Below are 18,880 nucleotides of genomic sequence, written 5' to 3' on the forward strand. Positions count from 1 at the left end.
TCCGCCCCGCGTGGCCGTGCCACCGGCACGGGCCGTCGCATCCACGTCTGCCCGGTCGACGCGGGAGAATCGGGCAGACGTGGATGAACCCGCCCGCTAGGATCCCGCGGTGTTCTTCGTCTACCGCTCCCACTACGAGGGGCCGCTGAGCAAGTACGTCCGCCGGTTGCCCGACGAATCGGTCCTGGCCTGGTTCCAACGCAACTGGCACACCGCGGACCTGGAACCCGAGCTGGGCGTGGACCCGTACGGCCTGGACAGCATCTTCGACAACGCGGCCAAACACGGCTTGCCCGTGCCAACCTCCGCAGACGACTTGCGCGAGGCGCTGCACAAGCACCTGTACGTCGAAGGCGGCGAGGACTACGTCCGGCTCGACGAGCACTCGCTGCGAGTGCGCACGGATGACGACGAAGTCGAACTGGCCTACTACTTCTTCGACGACACCGTGATCGCCCAATCCCCGGAGCGGCTTGCCTACCTCGTGCACGACCAATGGCCGCTACCGGACACAGCGGACGCGCCGGCACGGTTCACGCCGTCCGTTCCTGTGCTGCCCGCCGGTCAGTCCGGCGCGGACGACGCGACCACGTACGCGGTGCTGATGACGTTCTCCGACGGTGAATCACTAGCCATCACAACACCATGGGAGTTCCCGGGAGTCTCACTGGGCAACTTGGCCGCACACCTGCGCGCGACTGAACCGAACGCGAACTGGGACCCGGAGCTGCTGGTGCTCAGGGAACTCGTCGAGCCCGGTGACGACACCATCGGACCGGCGCTGGAACGGTGCAACCGCTGGCCGGGCTTCAACCTCAACGAGACCCCCTGGCCGGGGCTGCCGTGGGACCACGAGCTGACCGACGGGCGCGACCCGGGCCTGTCCAAGATCCACGTCAGCGACCACCTCGCCCACATGGCGATCCACATCGACGACACGTTCGGCTACCAGCAGTGGTACCTGTTCGACACCACCTGGGCCGCAACACATCCGGACCTGGCCCAGTCACTGTTGCGCTATGCCGGTCACTGGGACCCGTTGGAGCGGACGGACTAACCCGAAGGGTGGTGCTGTCGCGCTCGACGGCACCACGATGACCGTCGCGGACAGCGCCGCGAACCTGACCGTGTTCACCAAGCCCGGCAGCAACAACGGCGGGTCCTCCCAGCCGCTGCTGCGGATGCTGGTGCTGGTCAGTTGCGGCACCCGGACCGTGCTGGACGCGGTGTTCGGCCCAGTCACCAGCGGCGAGACCAGCTACGCCGCCCGCCTGCCGGGCCGCGTGCGAGAAGGCACGATCGTGCTGGCCGACCGCAACTTCGCCGCCGCCGATCTCATCGCCGCCATCGCCGCCACAGGCGCGCACGTGCTGTTCAGGGTCAAGACCAGCCGGAAACTGCCGCCATTGCGCCGCTATGACGACGGGTCCTACCTGTCGATGCTGGGCACGGTGACGGTCCGCGTCATCACCGCCGAGATCGCCATCGTCACCAGCACCGGGCGGCGAACAGGTCTCTGCCGCCTGGTCACCACGCTGCTCGACCACCACCGCCATCCCGCCTCAGAGCTGGTCACGCTCTACCACCAACGGTGGGAGATCGAGACCGCCTACCTGGAGATCAAGTCCAGTGTCCTGGGTGGACGGGTCCTGCGCGCCCGCACCCCAGACGGTGTCGAACAAGAGGTCTACGCCCTGCTGGTCACCTACCAGCTCCTGCGCACCGTGATGGCGGACGCCACCAGCACCCGCCCCGGCATCGACCCGGACCGAGCCGGGTTCAGCATCGCCCTGCACGCCGCCCGAGACCAGATCATCCACGCCGCGGGCGTCATCGCCGACACCGTGATCGACCTCGTGGGCACCATCGGCAGACAGGTCCTGGCCAACCTCCTGCCCAGCCGACGCATCCGAACCAGCCCCCGCGTCGTCAAACGAGCCATCTCCAAATACGACGCACGAGGCACCGTGGACAGAACCGGCTACAAAGCAACCATCAGCATCGACATCCTCGACCCGCCACACCCTTGACTGGCCAGCCCAAGACCTAACTACACGGCATTGCCGCTAGCCCAACAGAACAGAGCCCATAGGTGCTACCGGAGGGTAGCTACATGTGACATCGCCCGTTGCCGTGGCGTAACCGGAGTGGCGCTTGTTACTCCGCTCGACAGGATCGGCGCGGTGTTTCCCGGCCGGGCCCGTATTTCGGCGATCCGCTTCACCTCGCTGGCGTCCCGACGACGACCCTGGTCAGGGTGGCCGTCGCCGAGTAGAAGCAAGCCAGCCAACCGTCGGAGCGGAAGCAGGGGTTGCCGGAATCCGGTCGGCAACGGGGTCGGCCAGCAGCGCCCCCATCTCGCAGGCGGCCTGCATGAGCACCGCGGTCTTGCCGTTGGCTATGGCGGTGTACTGGTCGGTGGCTACCGCCTGCCGGGTTTCGAAGGCCACGTCGAAGACCTGGCCGACAACGAGGTCGCGCAGCGTGCGGGCCAGACACGTGCGAGGTCGGCTCTCCGGGGCACACGCGAGAGGGTGTCCATGGCGAGCGCGGTCAACGCGTCGCCCGCCAGGATGGCCGGCCCCACGCCGTGGACCCGCCAGGCGGCGGCGCGGTGCCGTCGGACCTCGTCGCCGTCGATGATGTCGTCGTGCAGCAGGGCCAGCGCGGGCCGTAGCGATTTCCCGGTCCTGCCCGCGTGGGCAGGGCCGAGTTGATGACGGGCGGCGCTCAGCACCGGTCCGGGCAGCGAATCCACCGCCACCGCGAGTGCGGGGCCCACCCGCGCGGCCAGGTCGGTCAGGAGCACGGCGGCGGTCATGACGGTTGGGGCAGGAAGCGGGCGATGGCGTCCCAGGCCGAGGACGGGACTTTCGCAGCCAGCGAGCCGACCAGCCCGAGGGCGCGGTCCACGAACTGGTCGGTGGCCGGTGGCCCGGAGATAACGCCGGACCGCCGCCAGTCGCTGCAACGGCTCCTCGCGGTAGGAGCTGTTGCGCACCACGGCCGCCACCGCCCTGGGGTGGAGCGCCTGCGGGAACAGCGCACGGAAGCCGCCGAGCGCGCAGTAGGGCTCCCGGATCGAATGTGTCCCAACATCCCGGTCATGTGGTGATCGCCTTGCACGCGCGCAGGCTTCCTCCGGTGCTCGGCAACAGTTTCGGCAACGGATACAGCCCCACGGCAGCCAGGTGCAACCCCGCGTCCGCGGCGATGGCGCGCGCCTCAGCCAGGATGCGTGTCTCGGAAGGATCCCAGATCGTGATGAGCAGGTGGCCGGGCTCACCGTGCAACGCTGCGCATCCCGCCGCCAATACCTCGACGGCGTAAGCCAAACGCGTCAAGTCCAGGTACGTTCCCACGGTGCGAACCGACGCTGCGATCCGCCACGCCTCGTTGCCACGCGCGAGGAACTCGAGCGCCTGGCGCGGAGTCCGGCCGGGTGTGCGGCCGTACGCGGTGTCCCGCACCACCTCCAAAGAACGCACGATGGTCACGTCCAGGCCAGCCTGCCCACTGCGGGCGGCGATCAGCGCACGTACGCGCGCAGCGCGCTCGTCCACCTCGTTCTGCCACTGTCGCCACAGCGCAGGCCGCAACATCGCGCGTCCTTGGTCGTCCAGTAACGCCAGGAGGTAGTGCAGCCGGGGAAGGTCCCACCGCAACACCGAATGGGTCTTCAGCGCGGTCGTGCCCTGCACTGCGCCAGCCAACCGCGTGAAGGCCTCGCTGGTGGCGGTCTCGTAGACCGACGAGGAGGAACGGCTCGTGATGGAGGTGACTCGCGCAACGCTTTGCCCTTCCCCGAGGTCAACGCCACCTCGCCGGACCCGGCAAGCACGTTCAACGCACCCGCGCCCCACAAGCACATTCCCGTGGACAACCTCAGCTCGTGGAAGTCGACGGCCGTCAGATTCCTCAGCCCGGCGCCGCGGACCCAATGGCACTCGCCGTCCACCCCGGTGAGGGACGAATACCAGTTGGTGCCCGCGGGTGTGGTCTCCCCCACTGCGGCGGTGCCCAGTGTGAGTCCATCGGCGCCCAGGACGGCCAGCAGTTCATCCAGTTTCCGCCGGGCACGCGGAGACGCCTTGGTGACAGGTGCGGCGTGCAGTGCGTACCGCGGTGTCAACTCGACGACCGCACCGTTTCGCACCGCGTCGATGTGGTGCTTCCAGTGCATGGGGATCGGTGCATCGGCTACCTGCGACAGCGTGTTTTCTCGCGCGGGAACCGGGAAGTTCATCGAATGTCCAATTCGCTGGGGAACGGGTGATCGGTGGCACTGGTGACGATGTCCCAGCGCCGAGGAACCGGTGCGGCTCCTCGGCGCGGCGAGTGGAGCGTGGTGGATCAGGCGGCGCCGGGTTGCGGACACAGCAAACCGGCCGCGTGTTCCGCCTGGAGCCGGGCAGCGATCGCGCCGACGGTGGGATCGAGACCGGGCGCGAGTTCGACGTCGGAGTCGTGAAAATGGGGGTCGGTGCGGGTTTCGACGGCGTGGACCACCTCGTCGGAGAGGTTGATCGCGGCGTGCAGGACCCCGGCGGGGATGAACATGGAGTCACCGGTGTAGTGGACAACGGTGTGCTGGAGTTCCTCGCCGTAAACGGTGGCCGCGGTCCCGGCGATCACAGTGACCACGATATCGCTGGTGCTGTGGCGGTGCGCGTGGGTGTGGAGAAGGGGATTCATGGCCACGTAAGCAACGCCGAGGGAACGGCTACCGCACACCTCTGTGGTGATCGCGGTCGCGAGTATCTGGCCCTGCGGGCCGACGTCCGGCACGAGGGTACGCGCGGCAACCGCGTAGGGGGCTGGATCGGTCATGGTGAGCGGACTCCTTGTCGAGGAGGAAAGGGACTCCTTGACGTCGTGGTGGTGGACACCAGCGGCGGACCGTGCGCTCGCGGACGAGCGCGGTCGTCGCATCGTCGACGACGCGATCAGCGTTTCCTTGGTGGCAAGGCTATGTAGCAGCCCGGCAGAAGCGACGATAGGCTGACCGGCGAGTTCCTCGCGAGCTCCACTGTCCAAAGTGGCACAAAGGTCGAGACATCTTGGCCAAAAGACCACCGAACACGGCGAACGCGCGATGGACGAGCTACGTCGCCGTCTGGCCGCTCACATCACCGCAAGTCTCACCACCTGGCCGCCAGACGCTGCCCAGGCGTTCGCCCGCGGCCTGCGCCGGTTCATCACCGAAGGCTCCTTCACATGAGCCGTCGTGCAGCCTCAACGGCTCTCCACGGTCGACCTCGGCGCGTCAGTGAAGGAAGCCTGTCGGCAGCTACACCTCCGGGCTCCCGTCGACAACCGCGAACCCCCACCCCAGTCCAACCGCTGTCTCGGCTTCTCCAAGCAGGTCAACGAGCTTTCTCGACTCCCCGTCGGCGACCCATCGGGTGAACGCGGCGCGGAACAACGCCATGGCCACCTCGGTGCTCGCGGCGGCCGTGAGCTCGTCGATGCCCCAGCTCGTCAGCGTTCGGGACATGCTCCGCGTCCAGCCGTGGATCTTCCACACCTCGCGCTCGGCCAGCTCGGGAACGGAGCTGATGAGCGCCGCGCGCTGCACGAGCAGCTCTCGCCGCGGCTGCATATCCACGGCCACCGCGCGCAAAGCCCGGGAGAGCGCCTCGGCTACGACGCGTGATCCGGCACTGAGAGCGTCCAGGAGCAGGTGCTCCAGCCGTTGGCCGTCATCGAAGAGCACTTCCCGCTTGTCCGCGAAGTACCGGAAGAGCGTCCGTTCAGTGACATCGGCCCGCGCTGCGATGGCCGCGGCGGTCGTAGCGGCATAGCCGTCGCGGGTGAACAGTTCGAGCGCCGCCTGCTGCATCCGCGGGCGGCTGTCAGGTCGCCGATGAGGCACACCTCACCCTAACCCCCGTTGTCAGTCACCGACAACCGTGCGGAGTAACCCATGCCACGTCCCGAAGTAGCAGCTCTTCTGTCGCACTTCGCCGGACGACCGGAGGGCGCGGGCGTCGTCGCGTCCGGGCAGTTCTGGCCCGCTCTCGCGCTGCTGCCCCTGATCGCGGCCGGTCCTCTCGACCCGACCGCGGACCGCGCCACGGCGCAGCCGGGGAACTGCGGACCCCGGCTGCGACACCGCGTGGCCACGGCCTTCGCCGAGCACCGGCTCTCCACGCTGACGTATCCGACGGTCCGTATCGCGGCTCCCCGCCGGGCGGACGCGAAATCCTACGCCACGCCACGGCGACGGGCGGGCCGTCACAAAGTCTACAAAGGACATTCACTCGCCGATCCCGCGCTCGACCCGATATGGCAGGAACTCGACAACCGGCACGCCGTGGTCTTCGTCCACCCCAACGCCTACGCGCCCGCTACGGCCGGTCTGCCCACTCCGCTGGCCGAAGTCGCGTTCGACACCGGCGGACAGTCGTGGCGATGCCGTATTCGGGAGTGTTCAAGCGCTTCCCGAACCTCACTTTCGTGGTCGCACACGCCGGTGGCGCACTGCCCGTCCTGGCTGGACGCCTTGCCCTGCTGGGCAACGAAGCATGGGTGCCCAACCCACAAGGCCTCAGTCGAGGCGACATCGCGGCAGCACTGCGCAGGCTCTGGGTCGGCACCGCCACCGCCGCCAGCAACCAGCAACTGGCAGCCGCAGCGGAGACCGTCGGCGAAGACCACATCGTCTACGGATCCGACTGGGGTGTTCCGTGTACGAACCAGCAATCGCTGGCACGCAACATCCAAGGCCTGCGGGCCACGACCGCGCTTTCGCCGATTGCCCGAACCAGCGTGCGTGACCGCACCCGCGAGCTCTTCCCCGCCGCAGCCCGCCGCGCCTGGCAGCGGTGATGTCGCACTACTTGCCGGGTGCCCGAGGACGCCGACAGGCAAGGGGATCTCACAGTACCTGTATCGCGGCGTAGGCGGTGCGGGTCTTGCCTGCGTCAGTGGTTCAGCGGGTGGCCGTGGTGTTGTGGAGGTGCCAGCACGGCGGCGGGCAGTGTGGTGGCAAGGTCCATCAGTGCGGAGTTGCGGCTGGTGCGGGTGGGAATCCCGAGTGGTCACAGGCAGCGCATGAGCCGAGCCGAGGACAGCGGACAGCCGGGGCACCGCCGGGAAAACACCCACTCGTCCGGAGTAACTGACTGTCGTCGCCACGCAGCTGGCTCATGATCGCCCCCGACCGACCCGAGCCGCGCGCTGGGTGGGTTAGGCAGGGTCGGGCCGCGCACGGTGTGGCTTGTCTGGCTGGATTCGATGCTCTGCCCGTGATCAAGTCCAGCGTCCGGCAGACGCCCGGAATCGCTTGCCAGTGAAGGAAGATGCCGATATCACTACGTACGGCCGTGTGACAGCGCGGTCCTCACTGGGGTCGACAACCGAAACTGGGACCACGACAAATGAAGAGAATCCGTTATGCGGTGGCCATTCCGGCCATCGCAGGCACCGTGCTGGCCGGGCTGACGCCCGCCTTCGCGGATCCCACCGAAGGCGCCGGGGCGCTCACCTCAACGCCTGTTCCGTCGCGATACGCGAGTCAGCAGTTGAACTGGCATCTATGCGCCGCCGACGAGCTGCCGTCGGCACCGCCGCCGGGGGCCGAGAACATGGAGTGCGCGACCTATGTGACTCCGCGGGACTGGTACCGGCCCGAAGAGGGGCGTGACCTCACCATCGCGGTCAACAGGCTCCCGTCGTCCGGCCCGGCGACGGAGTCGGTGTTCGTCAACCCCGGCGGACCCGGCGCGGAGGGCCGGTCTTTCATCTCCCGACTGCGCAACCAGAAGCGGGTGCGGGTCAACCAGGAGATCATCGGTTTCGACCCGCGCGGAACCGGTATGAGCACGAAGATCTCCTGCGGCGGCGTACCCGCCTCGATCCCGAACGTCGATTCACGGGATCGCTCCCCCGCGAACCTGCGGCGCGCCCTCGACAACCAGCAACGCGCGGCGGAGGCCTGCCAGCAGTACTCCGGTGACCTCGGCCCATTGATCAACACCGACCAGACCACTCGGGACCTCGACCTGTTGCGGCTGCTGCTGAAGCGATCGAAGATCAACTGGGTCGGCTACTCGGGGGGCACGTGGCTGGGCGCCCACTACGCGCAGCGGTTCCCCCAGCGCGTCGGGCGGTTCGTGCTGGACTCCGCCGTGGACTTCACCGCCGCCAGCTGGCGTGAGGCGATGTTCCGCCACCAGGCGCTCGGCTTTGAACGGCGCTGGCGGCAGGACTTCCTGCCCTGGTTGGCCAAGTACGACAACGTCTACCACTTGGGGGCCACCGCCAAAGAGGCTCTGCAGACCTTCGAGGACATTCGCGCGGCCGTGGCTGTCCGCCCGGTCGAGTACGGCGGAATGAAGATCACACCGGACGACTTCGACTCCTTCGCCGTAACCGGGGTGTACAACAAGAACCGGTTCCACTGGGCGGCCACCTCGCTGGTCAACATCCGCGAGCTGACCCGTCAGAACGCCACGTCCGAGCAGAAGGACGCGGCTGTCAGGCAGCTCAAGCAGGCCGAGCAGAACTTGGCTGCCGACCAACTCGGGCCGCGACCCGCCGCGGTCATCGACGACTCGTACCAGGCGAGTTTTTGGACGATCCAGTGCAACGACGGTCCCTGGCCCGGTGACCGCGAAAGTGTCGTCGCGGAGTCGCAGCGCTACATCGACAATGGATTGATGCTGCTCGGCCCGTCGCGGCACTACCAGGCGTGCGTTTTCTGGAACAAGCAGGGAACGCCGACGCAGGTTGTGAACGGTCGGGGCGTTCCGCCAGTGCTGATGATCCAGTCCGAGAAGGACCCGGCGACACCGATCGAAGGCGCCCGCCTCGCGCACGCGGGGTTCGAGGGCTCCCGGATGATCACCGTTTCCGGCGAAGGTGACCACGGCCTTTACGCGGCCGCCCCTGCTCCCAACAAGCGACTGGACGACATCGTCGACAGCTATCTCGCCGACGGCGTCCTTCCCCAGGATCAGACTATTCCCGGGGTCCCGCTGCTGGCGCCGCCCGCCGCGTGATCCAGTGAAGCGAGCCGGGCCCCTGCTGGTGACCAATCCAACCGGTGGAGGCCCGGTTCCCTCACCTCAGACTGTCCACCAGTGGCCCGAGGAAGCCAAGATCTACTCCTGGAGGCCGCCACGTAGCACCGGCGGCGATGGTTCAGGCCAGCCATCGCTCCAGTTCGCGGGCTCCATCGTTGGTCTGCTCGGTGATCATTGCCATCACCTCGGCGGTGATCTTGTCGAGCTCGTCCGGCGAGTACTCGCCGAGGCGGAGCTTGCGCTGGATCCATTTTCGCGCGGCGCGGTCGGCAACCAAGCCGGAGCTGGCGACGGCACCAATCGCGGACGCTATCCCCACGGTCGATGCGAACTTCCCTTTGAGTCGATCGAGAGCCAATTTCAGAAGATCGTGAGCCGCCGCCGGCATGCTGTGTTGCGTGAATCGTTCGGCCTTGCCGGCGCGTTCGAGAATGCGGCCCAGCTGATCGGTGAATACGCTGGGCAGCAGGGTCAGCTTGAGCGGCTTACGACGGTACGAAACGCCGTAACGCCTGCAGATCCTCTCCACCCGCATCGACAGGTAGTAGGTGAGGGATTCCTCCAGGGCGCGCTTCGCCTCGAACACGCCGAATTCAATGTGTTTCGCCAGACTGGCGGCCGAGCCACCCGCCTTGAGCACCTGGGCGACCTGGGCGGCAACCTTGTCCTTCATGTTGTCGAGTGCCACCGCCGCCTCTGACCGGACTTTCTTCTCGGTCTCCGGTGCCCGTATCAGCTCGGTTACGTCACGCCGAAAGCGGCCAACGTTGGCCCGATGCTGCGCGTTGCTCACCAGCCCACGGACGACCGCGAACGCCGGATCCTCGTCCTGCTCGACAACAGAGGTGGGAAAAACCTCGCGGCACAACCGATCGGCGAGGTCCATGCGCGACCCGCCTCCGGTGAGCACGATCAGGTACGGGCGCCGGTCGCCGAGCAGGTCCGCCACCTCGGTGAGCACGGCACGGAAGTCTTCGCCCCAGCCGCCGGGCGCCGCCACCATCTGAGGGATCTCGAGACCTTGCAGCCATGTCCACGCGGTCGCGACAATGGGCCGGAAGCGTTCCTCGCACGACACGCACAAGTCCATGATCCGTCGCGAACTGCCGGAGAACTGTGCCTCCCTGGCCCACCGGCAGGCGAGGAGCAGGAACTCCGGGCCGCCGTCGGCGGCCAGCGCCTCTGTCAGCGCCGCGTCGTGGTGCAGCGCGGCCCGGACCATGCCGGCGAGCTGCTCATCGATCTGCCGGCAGCCGGGCGTGCCGCCGACCGGTAGGTTCCTCGGTGAGTGATCCTCGACGATCGTGAAGTCCGTTGTGGACGAGCCGATGTCGACGACCAGGACCCGTTCGAGTTGCTTCTCGTCGCGGCCCTCGTCGCGTACGTGCAGGAGGGCCGACTGCGACTCCGGCATCAGCCGCACCGGCAGGCCCAGCAGGCCGAGGTGCCGGTCGTACGCGGCGACCGCCTCGGGAGACCATCCCGTCGGGTGTCCGACGAACGCCATGCCGTCCTGGAAGACCTCCGGATGGTGCTCCCGGAACTCGGTCAGCAGGGACTGCGCGAAGATGACGGCAGCCGGGGTCTCCAGGGAGAGCGCGTCCGGCACTGCCTTGAAACTGACGCTGAAGTGTGTCGCCCCGCGGCTGGTCACGGCCTCGTCGCCGATGAGTCGGCGTCGTTCTGCGTCGGACGGCGACTGCGCCATGGCCGTCACGATGCTGCGTTCCCCGGAGCGCGGCCGCGCATAGATCCGCGTCGGCTCGGAGCGGTCGAGTGGGGCCCATCCGAGGCAGCTTTCGCCGTCGCCGATGTCCAGCCCGATCACGTAACGGGCCTCGGCGGTCATGATGGATCTCCTAGCCCGCCGGTCACCGTCAGGACCTGCGTGACAACCTCGATTTGCGCCTTCGTCGGGATGGGTGGGAACGAGCACCCATTATGGTCACCTGGCGTGACGGTCAGCAGGAGGTTCGACAACGCGGGTTCGGCCGCGGCCAATTCCACCTCGTCCTGGCGTAGCCCGGAGTTGTTCTGGGTGCGAGCGGCCTCGTCCAGCCGTACCCATACCGCCTGATTCGCTTGGACCCGCCGGAAGAATCGGGAAAGCGCATCCGGAGCGCCAGCAGGATCGCCGTCTGCATCAGCCGGTCCCTGCTCGGTTGCGAGTGCAACCGGAGCGTTGCCGCAGTGAGGTTGAGCGCCGAAACGAAGCGGCGTATCCGTCGCGGATTTTCGCCGAACGCTTCCTCGGCGAGCTGCCACAGCGCCGGGTCCCCGCTGAGCTCCGCCACCACGGAATCCTGCAGTTGCCGGAACACCGCCTCGAACCGTACCTCCGGCAGGTGATAGGGAAAATGGATCAGCTTTTCGAGGAACTGACGCCCGCGTGCGTGATCCCCGTCGACGCGCTTCGCGGCTGCCGCCGAGATCACATCGGAGTCCATGGCCAGTACGAAAACGCAGGACGCTTCGCCGAGAAAGAGCTTAAGGGCGTCGAGCACCGCGATGGCGGTGTCGCCGTGACATCTGTCCAGGTCGTCGACGAACACCACGAGCCGTCCCTGGTCACCGACGAAGGACCGCACCAATTCGGCGAAATCCGCCTCGAAGTGGTTGATGTGCCGGTAGTTCTCGACGCCTTTGGTCTGCCAGGCATCCCGGGCTGCCACCAGGTCGTCGCCGTTGACGAGACCCGCGGTCAGGGGACCGGTGACACGGCGCATGAGAAGCCACGTGGCGGTGCTGCTCAGATGCTTGAGGCTGGACACTAGTTCGTGGCGCCGTCCGTCCGGCTCCCCAGCGATCTCCGTGAGGATCGTCTGGATCAGCGCGTGCCAGATCGCTTCCTTCTCGTCGTACTTCCACGGGTTGAAAGCGATCGTGGGGATCCCGCGCCGGTCCAACATCTCACGGCAGATGTTCAGGAAGCTGGACTTGCCTGTTCCCCACGGTCCGAAGACACCGACGGTCAGGGGCAGGTGGACGGCTGCCTGAATCGCGTCGCAGAGAACGCGGCTGTGCGCGCCGAACCCGAATTGATCGTCCCCCCGGCCGGTGATCGGGTTGTCGGTCAAGAGCAACGGCGGGACAGCGCTACTATTCATGAGGCGCTCCGGGGACGTGCGTATACCTGAGGGTACGGCCACCCTGCTGAAGAATCATCGCCACTCAGCTTGAATTGATCATAGTGTCGGGCAAGATCCAGCTCGTAGCATAGCCAGTCCCATAACGCTTCGACATCGGCGGCGCGTCCATCGACGGTAATCCGTGCTTCCACCGCTGCACCCTCCATCGCCAGCTCGAAGTTATGAAGTGTCGTCCAGCTTTCCACTACATGCACGTGGAAGAAAGCTGCGACAATACCGGCGCTTGAACGCAATCGCCAGGCCAACGCAACACCCGCCGGGAAGGTGGGGTTGCTGGTTCAGGTGGGCAGTGTGGTGTACCAGGCGTCGTCGATGGAGTGGGTTGTCGAGCCAGTCGCGGGGTGGTCAGAGTCGGCGGTGTCGGGCGGTGTCGATGAAGCTCGACCCCGAACTCCAACTCGATCGGGCCACCACGAACCCGACGTCCGGCGGGTCTGCTGCACGGGTAGGTGACAGTGGTAGTCACGCAGCCTGGCTGGCTGGCGTGGTCATGATTGCTTCGTATTCGATAGGGGTCAACCGGCCGAGGGCGGCTTGGCGTCGGCGGCGGTGGTAGGTGCGTTCGATCCAGGTGACGATCGCGGTCCGGAATTGGTCTCGGGTGGTCCAGGTGCGCCGGTTGAGAACATTGTTCTGCGGCAACGCGAAGAAGTTTTCCATGGCGGCGTTGTCTCCGGCGGCGCCGACCCGCCCCATCGAGCCGGACAGGCCGTGGCGGGCGAGCGCGCGGACGAATTTCCTGGATTGGAATGGCGATCCGCGGTCGGTGTGCACCACGCAGCCGGCGACGTGTCCGCGGCGGGCGAGGGCGTTGGTGAGCGCGGTGACGGCGAGGCGGGACTTCATCCGGGAGTAGATGGAGTAGCCGACGATCCGGTTGGAACAGGCGTCCTTGACCGCGCATAGATACAGCTTTCCCTCAGCGGTGCGGTGTTCGGTGATGTCCGCCAGCCACAACCGGTTCGGCGCCGTGGCAGTGAAGTCGCGGCGGACCAGGTCGTCGTGCACCGGCGGACCGGCCTTCTTCCCCTTGCGGCCTCGTTTCTGCCGGACGCGCTCCACCAGCCCATGGACGAGCAGATCCGCCAGGCCGTCCGATCCGCCATCGACACGCCGGCGTCACGCGCTTCGCCGGCCAGCAACCGGTAGCCGAACTCCGGATCATCGCGATGCGCGTCGAATAACACGTTCGCCCGATATGCCCGCTCGAGCTCTGTCTTGGTGACCGGCCGGGCACGCCACCGGTAGTACGGCTGTCGAGCGATGCCCAAGACCCGGCACGTCACCGCGACGGGGATCCCGTCCGCGGCGAGCTCGTTCACGAGCGGGCAGAGCCTTTTCCCGGCAGGTTCGCCTGCGGCAAGTACGCGGTCGCCCGGCGAAGGACCTCGTTCTCCTGCTCCAGCAGCTTGATCCGCTTGCGCGCTTCGCGCAGCTCAGCCGACTCGGTCTTGCTCACACCGGGCTGAACGCCTTCGTCGATCCCGGCCTGGCGCAGCCACTTGAACAAGGTCATCGGGTGCACCCCGAAGTCCTTGGCGATCTGCTCGACGGTCACGCCGGGCTCACGATCGCGAGCGACCCGCACGACATCGTCGCGGAACTCCTGGGGGTAGGGCTTGGGCACAGCGACATCCTCCCAGCTCACCATCACGGCAAGCCAACTCAGATGTCACCCAACGGTGCAGCAGACCCGGAGCTACTGTTCTCACTGCGGCTTGCTGTGCTCCGCGGCTCGTGCGGCGAGGTAGCCGGCCCAGTCTCAGCGGACTGCGGTGTCGACGTGGAGGCCGAGGAGGTCGGCGGCGAGCGCACCGTTGCGCCGCGGGTTCTGGACCGCGTCACCGGGTACCAACCCGTTCCCCTCATGAGGAGCTCAGCGCCGACGACTGGGCGCCAGCGTCGGTGACGGGGCGGGTTCGGTGCGAATGCCTGACGCCCCGCTGCCCCCAGGCCGCTTCAAAACGGGTTCAGGGGCGTTTGAAGGAGGACAGAAGCCGCTTTCAGCACACTCGCAGCGGTTGCGGCTGGTGGGGTGCCAGCCGCCTTTCGCGTGGGGGCGATGGTGAGAGTTCGAAGATGTGTGCTCGTGGGTGTGGTGGCGGCGTTGGTCGGTACCGCCGCAACGACATGGCAGCCCGGTGGTGAGAACGCCGCCGGGGTGGCACCTGCCGAGCCGAAGCCGATCGCGGCGGCCGAGACCGAACACGCGGCGCTCGTCGCCGCGCGCAACCAGGGCTCGCAGGTCGAAGTGGCGAGCCTGAAGACGGAGAACGCCAGGTTCTTCGCCAATCCGAGCGGATCCATGACCATGGAGCAGTCCGTGGTGGCGACGCGGCTCAAGCGGGACGGCCGGTGGCTCGACATCGATCCGTCGCTGGTCAAGCGCGGTGACGGTGCGGTCGTGACGCGGGCCACCGAGGCTGAGATCGTGTTCTCCGGGGGCGGTGCGCAGCAGTTCGCGCGGATGACGGCCGGTGGGGCCGAGCTCGCGCTGAGCTGGCCGAAGCCCCTTCCCGCGCCGGTGATCTCGGGTGACACCGCGACGTACCCGGAGGTCATGCCCGGGGTTGATCTGCGGGCCAGGGCGGGCCGTGCGGGTTTCGGGCACGAGCTCGTGGTGAAGACGCGCGAGGCCGCCGCCGCGCTGACCGAGGTCGCCTTCGGGCTGACGACCAAGGGCGTCCGGCTGAGCGAGGACAAGGGCGCGCTCAAGGCGGTCGACGAGAAGGGCGAGACCGTCTTCAGCGCACCCGCGGCGACCATGTGGGACAGCGGGGACCGCAAGGCGGCTGTCGGGGTCGCGGTCGGTGCGACGGAACTGGCGTTGACGCCGGACCGCGCCCTGCTGACCGACCCGGCGGCCACACTGCCGATCACCGTCGATCCGCAGTACAGCTACCACGGGCCGCGTCAAGCCGAGTGGTCGGTGGTCCGCAGCGGCTGGCCGGACATCGCGTACCACAACCCGGCGCCTGGCGACGACGACGAGCGGGCCAAGGGCGTCGCGCGGGTCGGCATCTGCCCGAACTGCGACAGGGCGGACACCGCTCGATCGCTCTTCCGGTTCGACGCGATCCCCCTGCGGGAGACCGTGATCAACAAGGCGCAGTTCTTCATCAAGCAGGGATGGAAGAACCAGCACACCTGCGACGCCAGGCAGGTGCCGTGGCTGGACCTCCACATTCTCAGCTATGTCGGTCCGGACACGACATGGCACCGCCAGCCGTCGTGGGAAGGCAACCGGGTCGACTCCACGCAGCCAGTGGGCAAGATCGGCTACTGCACCCCCAGCTGGGCCAGCTTCGACATCTTGAAACCAACGCAAGCCGGGGCCACCGAGAAGTATCAGAACCTGGTGTTCGGGCTGAAGGACCGGCACGAGGACAGCGTGGACGGCTGGAGGCGGTTCTACGTCGCGCGGGAGAACGACGGCACGGAGAGCTTCCCGTACATCTCCGTCGAGTACAACCACTACCCGAACAACGCAGTGAACCCCCGTACCGATCCGGTCCTGACGCCGTGCAAGCACTGCGGTGGCATGCCCTATGTGGGCGGTGACCGAGTCCTGCTCAAGGGCGACTTGTCCGATCCGGACGGGGGGACCATCTGGGGCGGCGTCCACGTCAACGGCGAGTGGCAGACCATGGGCACCGGCACGTCCGGCACCACTTTCGCCACCGAGGTCACCCTGTCGAACAGGCCGGACGGGCAGCGGGTCGACTGGAACATCGCGGCCAGTGACGGCGCGCTCGACAGCAGGGTGTGGGTGAACGGCCCTTCGTTCGTGGTCGACCGGACACCACCCAAACCGCCGATAGTGGACAGCGTGCTGTACCGCCAGGACAACGACTGGCACGGTGGCCCCGGTGTCGCGGACAAGTTCACGTTCAAGTCGAACGGTGACAACGATGTCGACCACTACAGGTATTCGTGGGCGGGTTCGCCGAGCGAACCGGTCGAACTGGACCAGGGCCAAACCCTGGGCGGCAGCGCCGGCATCTGGCTGACCCCAAGCGGTACCGGCCGCCAGACGCTGCAGGTGAGCAGTGTGGACAGAGCGGGCAACTTCAGCCAGCCCACGACGTACACGTTCCTCGTGCGGACGGGTCTCGGACCGAAGTCGCTCTGGCCGCTCGACGGCCACACCCGCGACGACGCGGAGGTCGGCGACAGGGACGCCACCCTCCACGGCGGTGCGACGTGGACCGATGCGGGCGCGGTCGGTTCCGCTGTCCAGCTCGACGGGGTGAATGGCTATCTGTCCGCGCCGAACAGCGTGCTCACCGGCGCGAGCTTCAGCGTGTCCGCGTGGGTCAAACTCGATCCGCAACACCCGGACGCCAACGCCACCGCGGTGAGTCAGATCGGGGCCTCGCTGCCCGGATTCCAGCTGTCCTGGCTGCGCGGCAACAGTTGGGGTTTCGGGATGATCCGCTCGGCACTGGACGTCAACAGCGACTTCGCGTCTTCCCCGGCCGGTGCGCCGCAGCCAGGCGCTTGGACGCATCTCACCGGCGTGTACGACGCGACGGTCCGGACGCTGCGGCTGTATGTCAACGGGACGCTTGTCGGTACGGCACAACGCACTGCGAACGACCGGAGTGTCGGCGGCGAAATCCACATCGGTGCCGCGGGCTTGGTCGGGCAGCGCTGGAAGGGTGCGGTCGACGAGGTCCGCGTGTACGACAGGGCGCTGGTCGGCAGTGAGGTACGTGCGCTGGTCGGCCTCGGAAACGTCCAAGCAGGACAATGGAAGTTCGACGACACCGGCGCCAACAACGTCCCCGGCGGCACTCCGATGACGCTGAAGGCGGGCGCCAAGTTCGGTCCCGGCGCTGTCGGCAACGGGCTGCAGCTCGACGGTGTCGACGACACGGCCGAGACCGGTGAGTCCGTGCTGCGCACCGACCAGAGCTTCGCGGTCACCGCGTGGGTGAAGCAGGACAAGACCGGCCCCGACGGCCGGTCGTACAACATCCTGTCCCAGGACGCCAGCCCGAGGAGCGGTTTCGCGCTCAGCCAACGTCAGGTGAACGGCATCGGCAGGTGGGAGCTGCTGGCCACCGCGTCCCAGGACACCCCGGGCATACCCAGTGCCCAAGCGCGCTCCTCGATGCCGTCGAAGCTGGGCACCTGGACGCACCTCGCGGGTGTCTTCGACCGGCCAGGCAAGCAGATCAAGCTCTATGTCGACGGTGTGCTCGCCGCCACCGCACCGTGGAACAGCTACACCCCGTCAAGTGGCTCGCTCGTAGTGGGAAGCGTGAGGTGGAACGGAAACATGAACAGTTACTGGGCTGGTGGAGTCGACGAGGTCCGCGCCTACACGCGCGTCATCGACGAGGCTGAGATCAGGGGCATCATCGCCGCCGACGCGGTGGCCACGGGCTCGTGGAAGCTCGACGGCAACGCCGCCGACGATTCGGGCAGCGGCCGCAACGGTACGCTCTACGGCACCCCGACCTGGGTTCCGGGGCACAGCACCACGCCCAACGCCGACGACCTCGCCGTCAACCTCGACGGCGTCGACGACCGCATCTCGGCACCCAACTCCATCGACACCACGCGGAGTTACGCGGTGTCTGCCTGGGTGAAACCCCAGGCGGCAGGCGTGGCGCAGACCGCGGTCTCCCAAGACGGAGCGGCTGCGGGCACGCCGACGGAGCGCAGCGGGTTCGCACTGCACACCGAGGACGACCGGGAATGGGCGTTCACCACAGCGACGGCATCCGGGGCGACGGTCTCGGTGACCGGCGGCGGCGTGCAGCCAGGTGTCTGGACGCACCTCGCAGGCGTGCACGATGTGCAGCGCAAGGAGATCTCCCTGTACGTCAACGGTGTCGTGGTCGGCACGAAACCCTTCGACGCACCGATGGGCAGCACCAAGAACCTGCTGATCGGTCGCGGTCAGGTCGCCGGGAAGCTGGTCGGCTTCTTCCACGGCGCCATCGACGACGTGCGGACCTACCAGCGAATCCTGTTCGAAGACGAGATCCGGACCATCGCGGGCCGTGACCTCGCCCTGGTGCACAACCTGAAGCTCGACGAGACCGGCGGCACCACGGTGGCGGATTCGGTCGGCGCACGTGGCGGCACAGTGCACGGTGGTGGCACCTTCGCGCCAGGCCGGGGGCAGGGCAACGCTGTCAAGTTGGACGGCGTCGACGACGCGGTCTCGACCACGGGCATGGACGTCCGCACCGACCAGAGCTTCACCGTCAGCACGTGGGTGAACCTCCGGGAGGCGAAGAACGGAGAGGTGACGGCGGTCAGCCTCGACTCGGGTCAGGGCGGGAAATTCCGGCTGGGCCACATCAAGGACAGCTACGAGAACTCACTCGGCGCGTGGACGTTCGAGATGCCCGAGCAGAACGGAACGGTCACGCAGGCGGCGTTGTCGGTGCTGCCCACCGAGGTGGGCGAGGACAAGTGGACCCTCCTGACCGGTGTCTACGACGCCAGGGCCAAGAAGATCTGGCTCTACGTCAACGGTCTGCGCGTCGGCGACGGCACGTTGCTGACTCCGTGGGCGGGTGGTGAGGGGCTGCAACTCGGCCGCTCCAAACACGACAACGCATACAGCCGGTACTGGACTGGCCGCATCGACGACGTGCGCGTGTACACCGGCGCCCTCAGCACCGACCGCGTCTGGGAACTCCACAAGTCCTACGGCTCCGCCTGACCTCCTGGGGAGAACAA

Annotated in this window: 10 protein-coding genes and 2 pseudogenes; 5 read left to right on the plus strand and 7 right to left on the minus strand. The window is 67.3% G+C overall.

Annotated features, from left to right (window positions below; translation table 11 throughout):
- Positions 1-109 precede the first annotated feature (109 nt).
- On the plus strand, positions 110-1,057 hold the full coding sequence (locus AOZ06_RS42590; protein WP_054294553.1) for a hypothetical protein: 948 nt from the start codon (positions 110-112) through the stop codon (positions 1,055-1,057).
- Positions 1,020-2,030 carry an IS4 family transposase gene (locus tag AOZ06_RS42595; RefSeq protein ID WP_157233548.1) on the plus strand — a complete coding sequence of 337 codons (1,011 nt, stop codon included), beginning with the start codon at positions 1,020-1,022 and terminating at the stop codon, positions 2,028-2,030. Before AOZ06_RS42590 ends, AOZ06_RS42595 begins: the two co-directional genes overlap by 38 nt.
- A gap of 222 nt (positions 2,031-2,252) precedes the next feature.
- Here the strand turns inward: AOZ06_RS42595 and AOZ06_RS62515 are convergent.
- The 4 genes and pseudogenes from AOZ06_RS62515 to AOZ06_RS42615 form a co-directional block, all read right to left on the minus strand.
- A pseudogene (locus AOZ06_RS62515) lies at positions 2,253-3,187 on the minus strand (polyprenyl synthetase family protein).
- A complete protein-coding gene (locus AOZ06_RS42605; RefSeq protein ID WP_054294555.1) occupies positions 3,105-3,701 on the minus strand; it encodes a hypothetical protein in 597 nt (198 codons plus the stop codon). Before AOZ06_RS42605 ends, AOZ06_RS62515 begins: the two are co-directional and overlap by 83 nt.
- 652 nt (positions 3,702-4,353) lie before the next feature.
- Positions 4,354-5,037 carry a cupin domain-containing protein gene (locus AOZ06_RS42610; RefSeq protein WP_157233550.1) on the minus strand — a complete coding sequence of 228 codons (684 nt, stop codon included), beginning with the start codon at positions 5,035-5,037 and terminating at the stop codon, positions 4,354-4,356.
- 253 nt (positions 5,038-5,290) lie between these two features.
- On the minus strand, positions 5,291-5,842 hold the full coding sequence (locus AOZ06_RS42615; protein WP_054294557.1) for a TetR/AcrR family transcriptional regulator: 552 nt from the start codon (positions 5,840-5,842) through the stop codon (positions 5,291-5,293).
- A 446-nt stretch (positions 5,843-6,288) separates the two neighbouring features.
- Between AOZ06_RS42615 and AOZ06_RS42620 the strand changes: the two genes are divergently transcribed.
- On the plus strand, positions 6,289-6,831 hold the full coding sequence (locus AOZ06_RS42620) for an amidohydrolase family protein (protein WP_083472304.1): 543 nt from the start codon (positions 6,289-6,291) through the stop codon (positions 6,829-6,831).
- A gap of 551 nt (positions 6,832-7,382) precedes the next feature.
- Entirely contained in the window at positions 7,383-9,005 is a 1,623-nt protein-coding gene (locus tag AOZ06_RS42625; RefSeq protein ID WP_054294559.1) for an alpha/beta hydrolase, read from the plus strand.
- 142 nt (positions 9,006-9,147) lie between these two features.
- On the opposite strand, the gene AOZ06_RS42630 is transcribed toward AOZ06_RS42625, so the two are convergent.
- The 3 genes and pseudogenes from AOZ06_RS42630 to AOZ06_RS42640 all read right to left on the minus strand — a co-directional run bounded on the left by AOZ06_RS42630 (position 9,148) and on the right by AOZ06_RS42640 (position 13,805).
- Positions 9,148-10,878: an Hsp70 family protein gene (locus AOZ06_RS42630; protein ID WP_054294560.1), complete on the minus strand. Its 1,731-nt coding sequence runs from the start codon at positions 10,876-10,878 to the stop codon at positions 9,148-9,150.
- Between the two features lie 112 nt (positions 10,879-10,990).
- Positions 10,991-12,106 (minus strand): KAP family P-loop NTPase fold protein, encoded by a 1,116-nt coding sequence (locus AOZ06_RS42635; protein WP_169799064.1) that lies wholly within the window; start codon positions 12,104-12,106, stop codon positions 10,991-10,993.
- A 534-nt stretch (positions 12,107-12,640) separates the two neighbouring features.
- A pseudogene (locus tag AOZ06_RS42640) lies at positions 12,641-13,805 on the minus strand (IS3 family transposase).
- Positions 13,806-14,267: 462 nt separating this feature from the next.
- Here AOZ06_RS42640 and AOZ06_RS42650 point away from each other — a divergent pair.
- Positions 14,268-18,863 (plus strand): LamG-like jellyroll fold domain-containing protein, encoded by a 4,596-nt coding sequence (locus tag AOZ06_RS42650; protein ID WP_054294562.1) that lies wholly within the window; start codon positions 14,268-14,270, stop codon positions 18,861-18,863.
- Positions 18,864-18,880 lie beyond the last annotated feature (17 nt).

Origin of the sequence: Kibdelosporangium phytohabitans, from assembly GCF_001302585.1 — a bacterium.
Taxonomy (GTDB): Bacteria; Actinomycetota; Actinomycetes; order Mycobacteriales; family Pseudonocardiaceae; genus Kibdelosporangium; species Kibdelosporangium phytohabitans.

What these genes read in the sequence shown, in the direction of transcription:
- AOZ06_RS42595 (WP_157233548.1), top strand. Translation starts at nt 1,020, where the DNA reads ATGCCGGTCACTGGGACCCGTTGGAGCGGACGGACTAACCCGAAGGGT.
- AOZ06_RS42615 (WP_054294557.1), bottom strand. Translation starts at nt 5,842, where the DNA reads ATGCAGCAGGCGGCGCTCGAACTGTTCACCCGCGACGGCTATGCCGCT.
- AOZ06_RS42620 (WP_083472304.1), top strand. Translation starts at nt 6,289, where the DNA reads ATGGCAGGAACTCGACAACCGGCACGCCGTGGTCTTCGTCCACCCCAA.
- AOZ06_RS42625 (WP_054294559.1), top strand. Translation starts at nt 7,383, where the DNA reads ATGAAGAGAATCCGTTATGCGGTGGCCATTCCGGCCATCGCAGGCACC.
- AOZ06_RS42630 (WP_054294560.1), bottom strand. Translation starts at nt 10,878, where the DNA reads ATGACCGCCGAGGCCCGTTACGTGATCGGGCTGGACATCGGCGACGGC.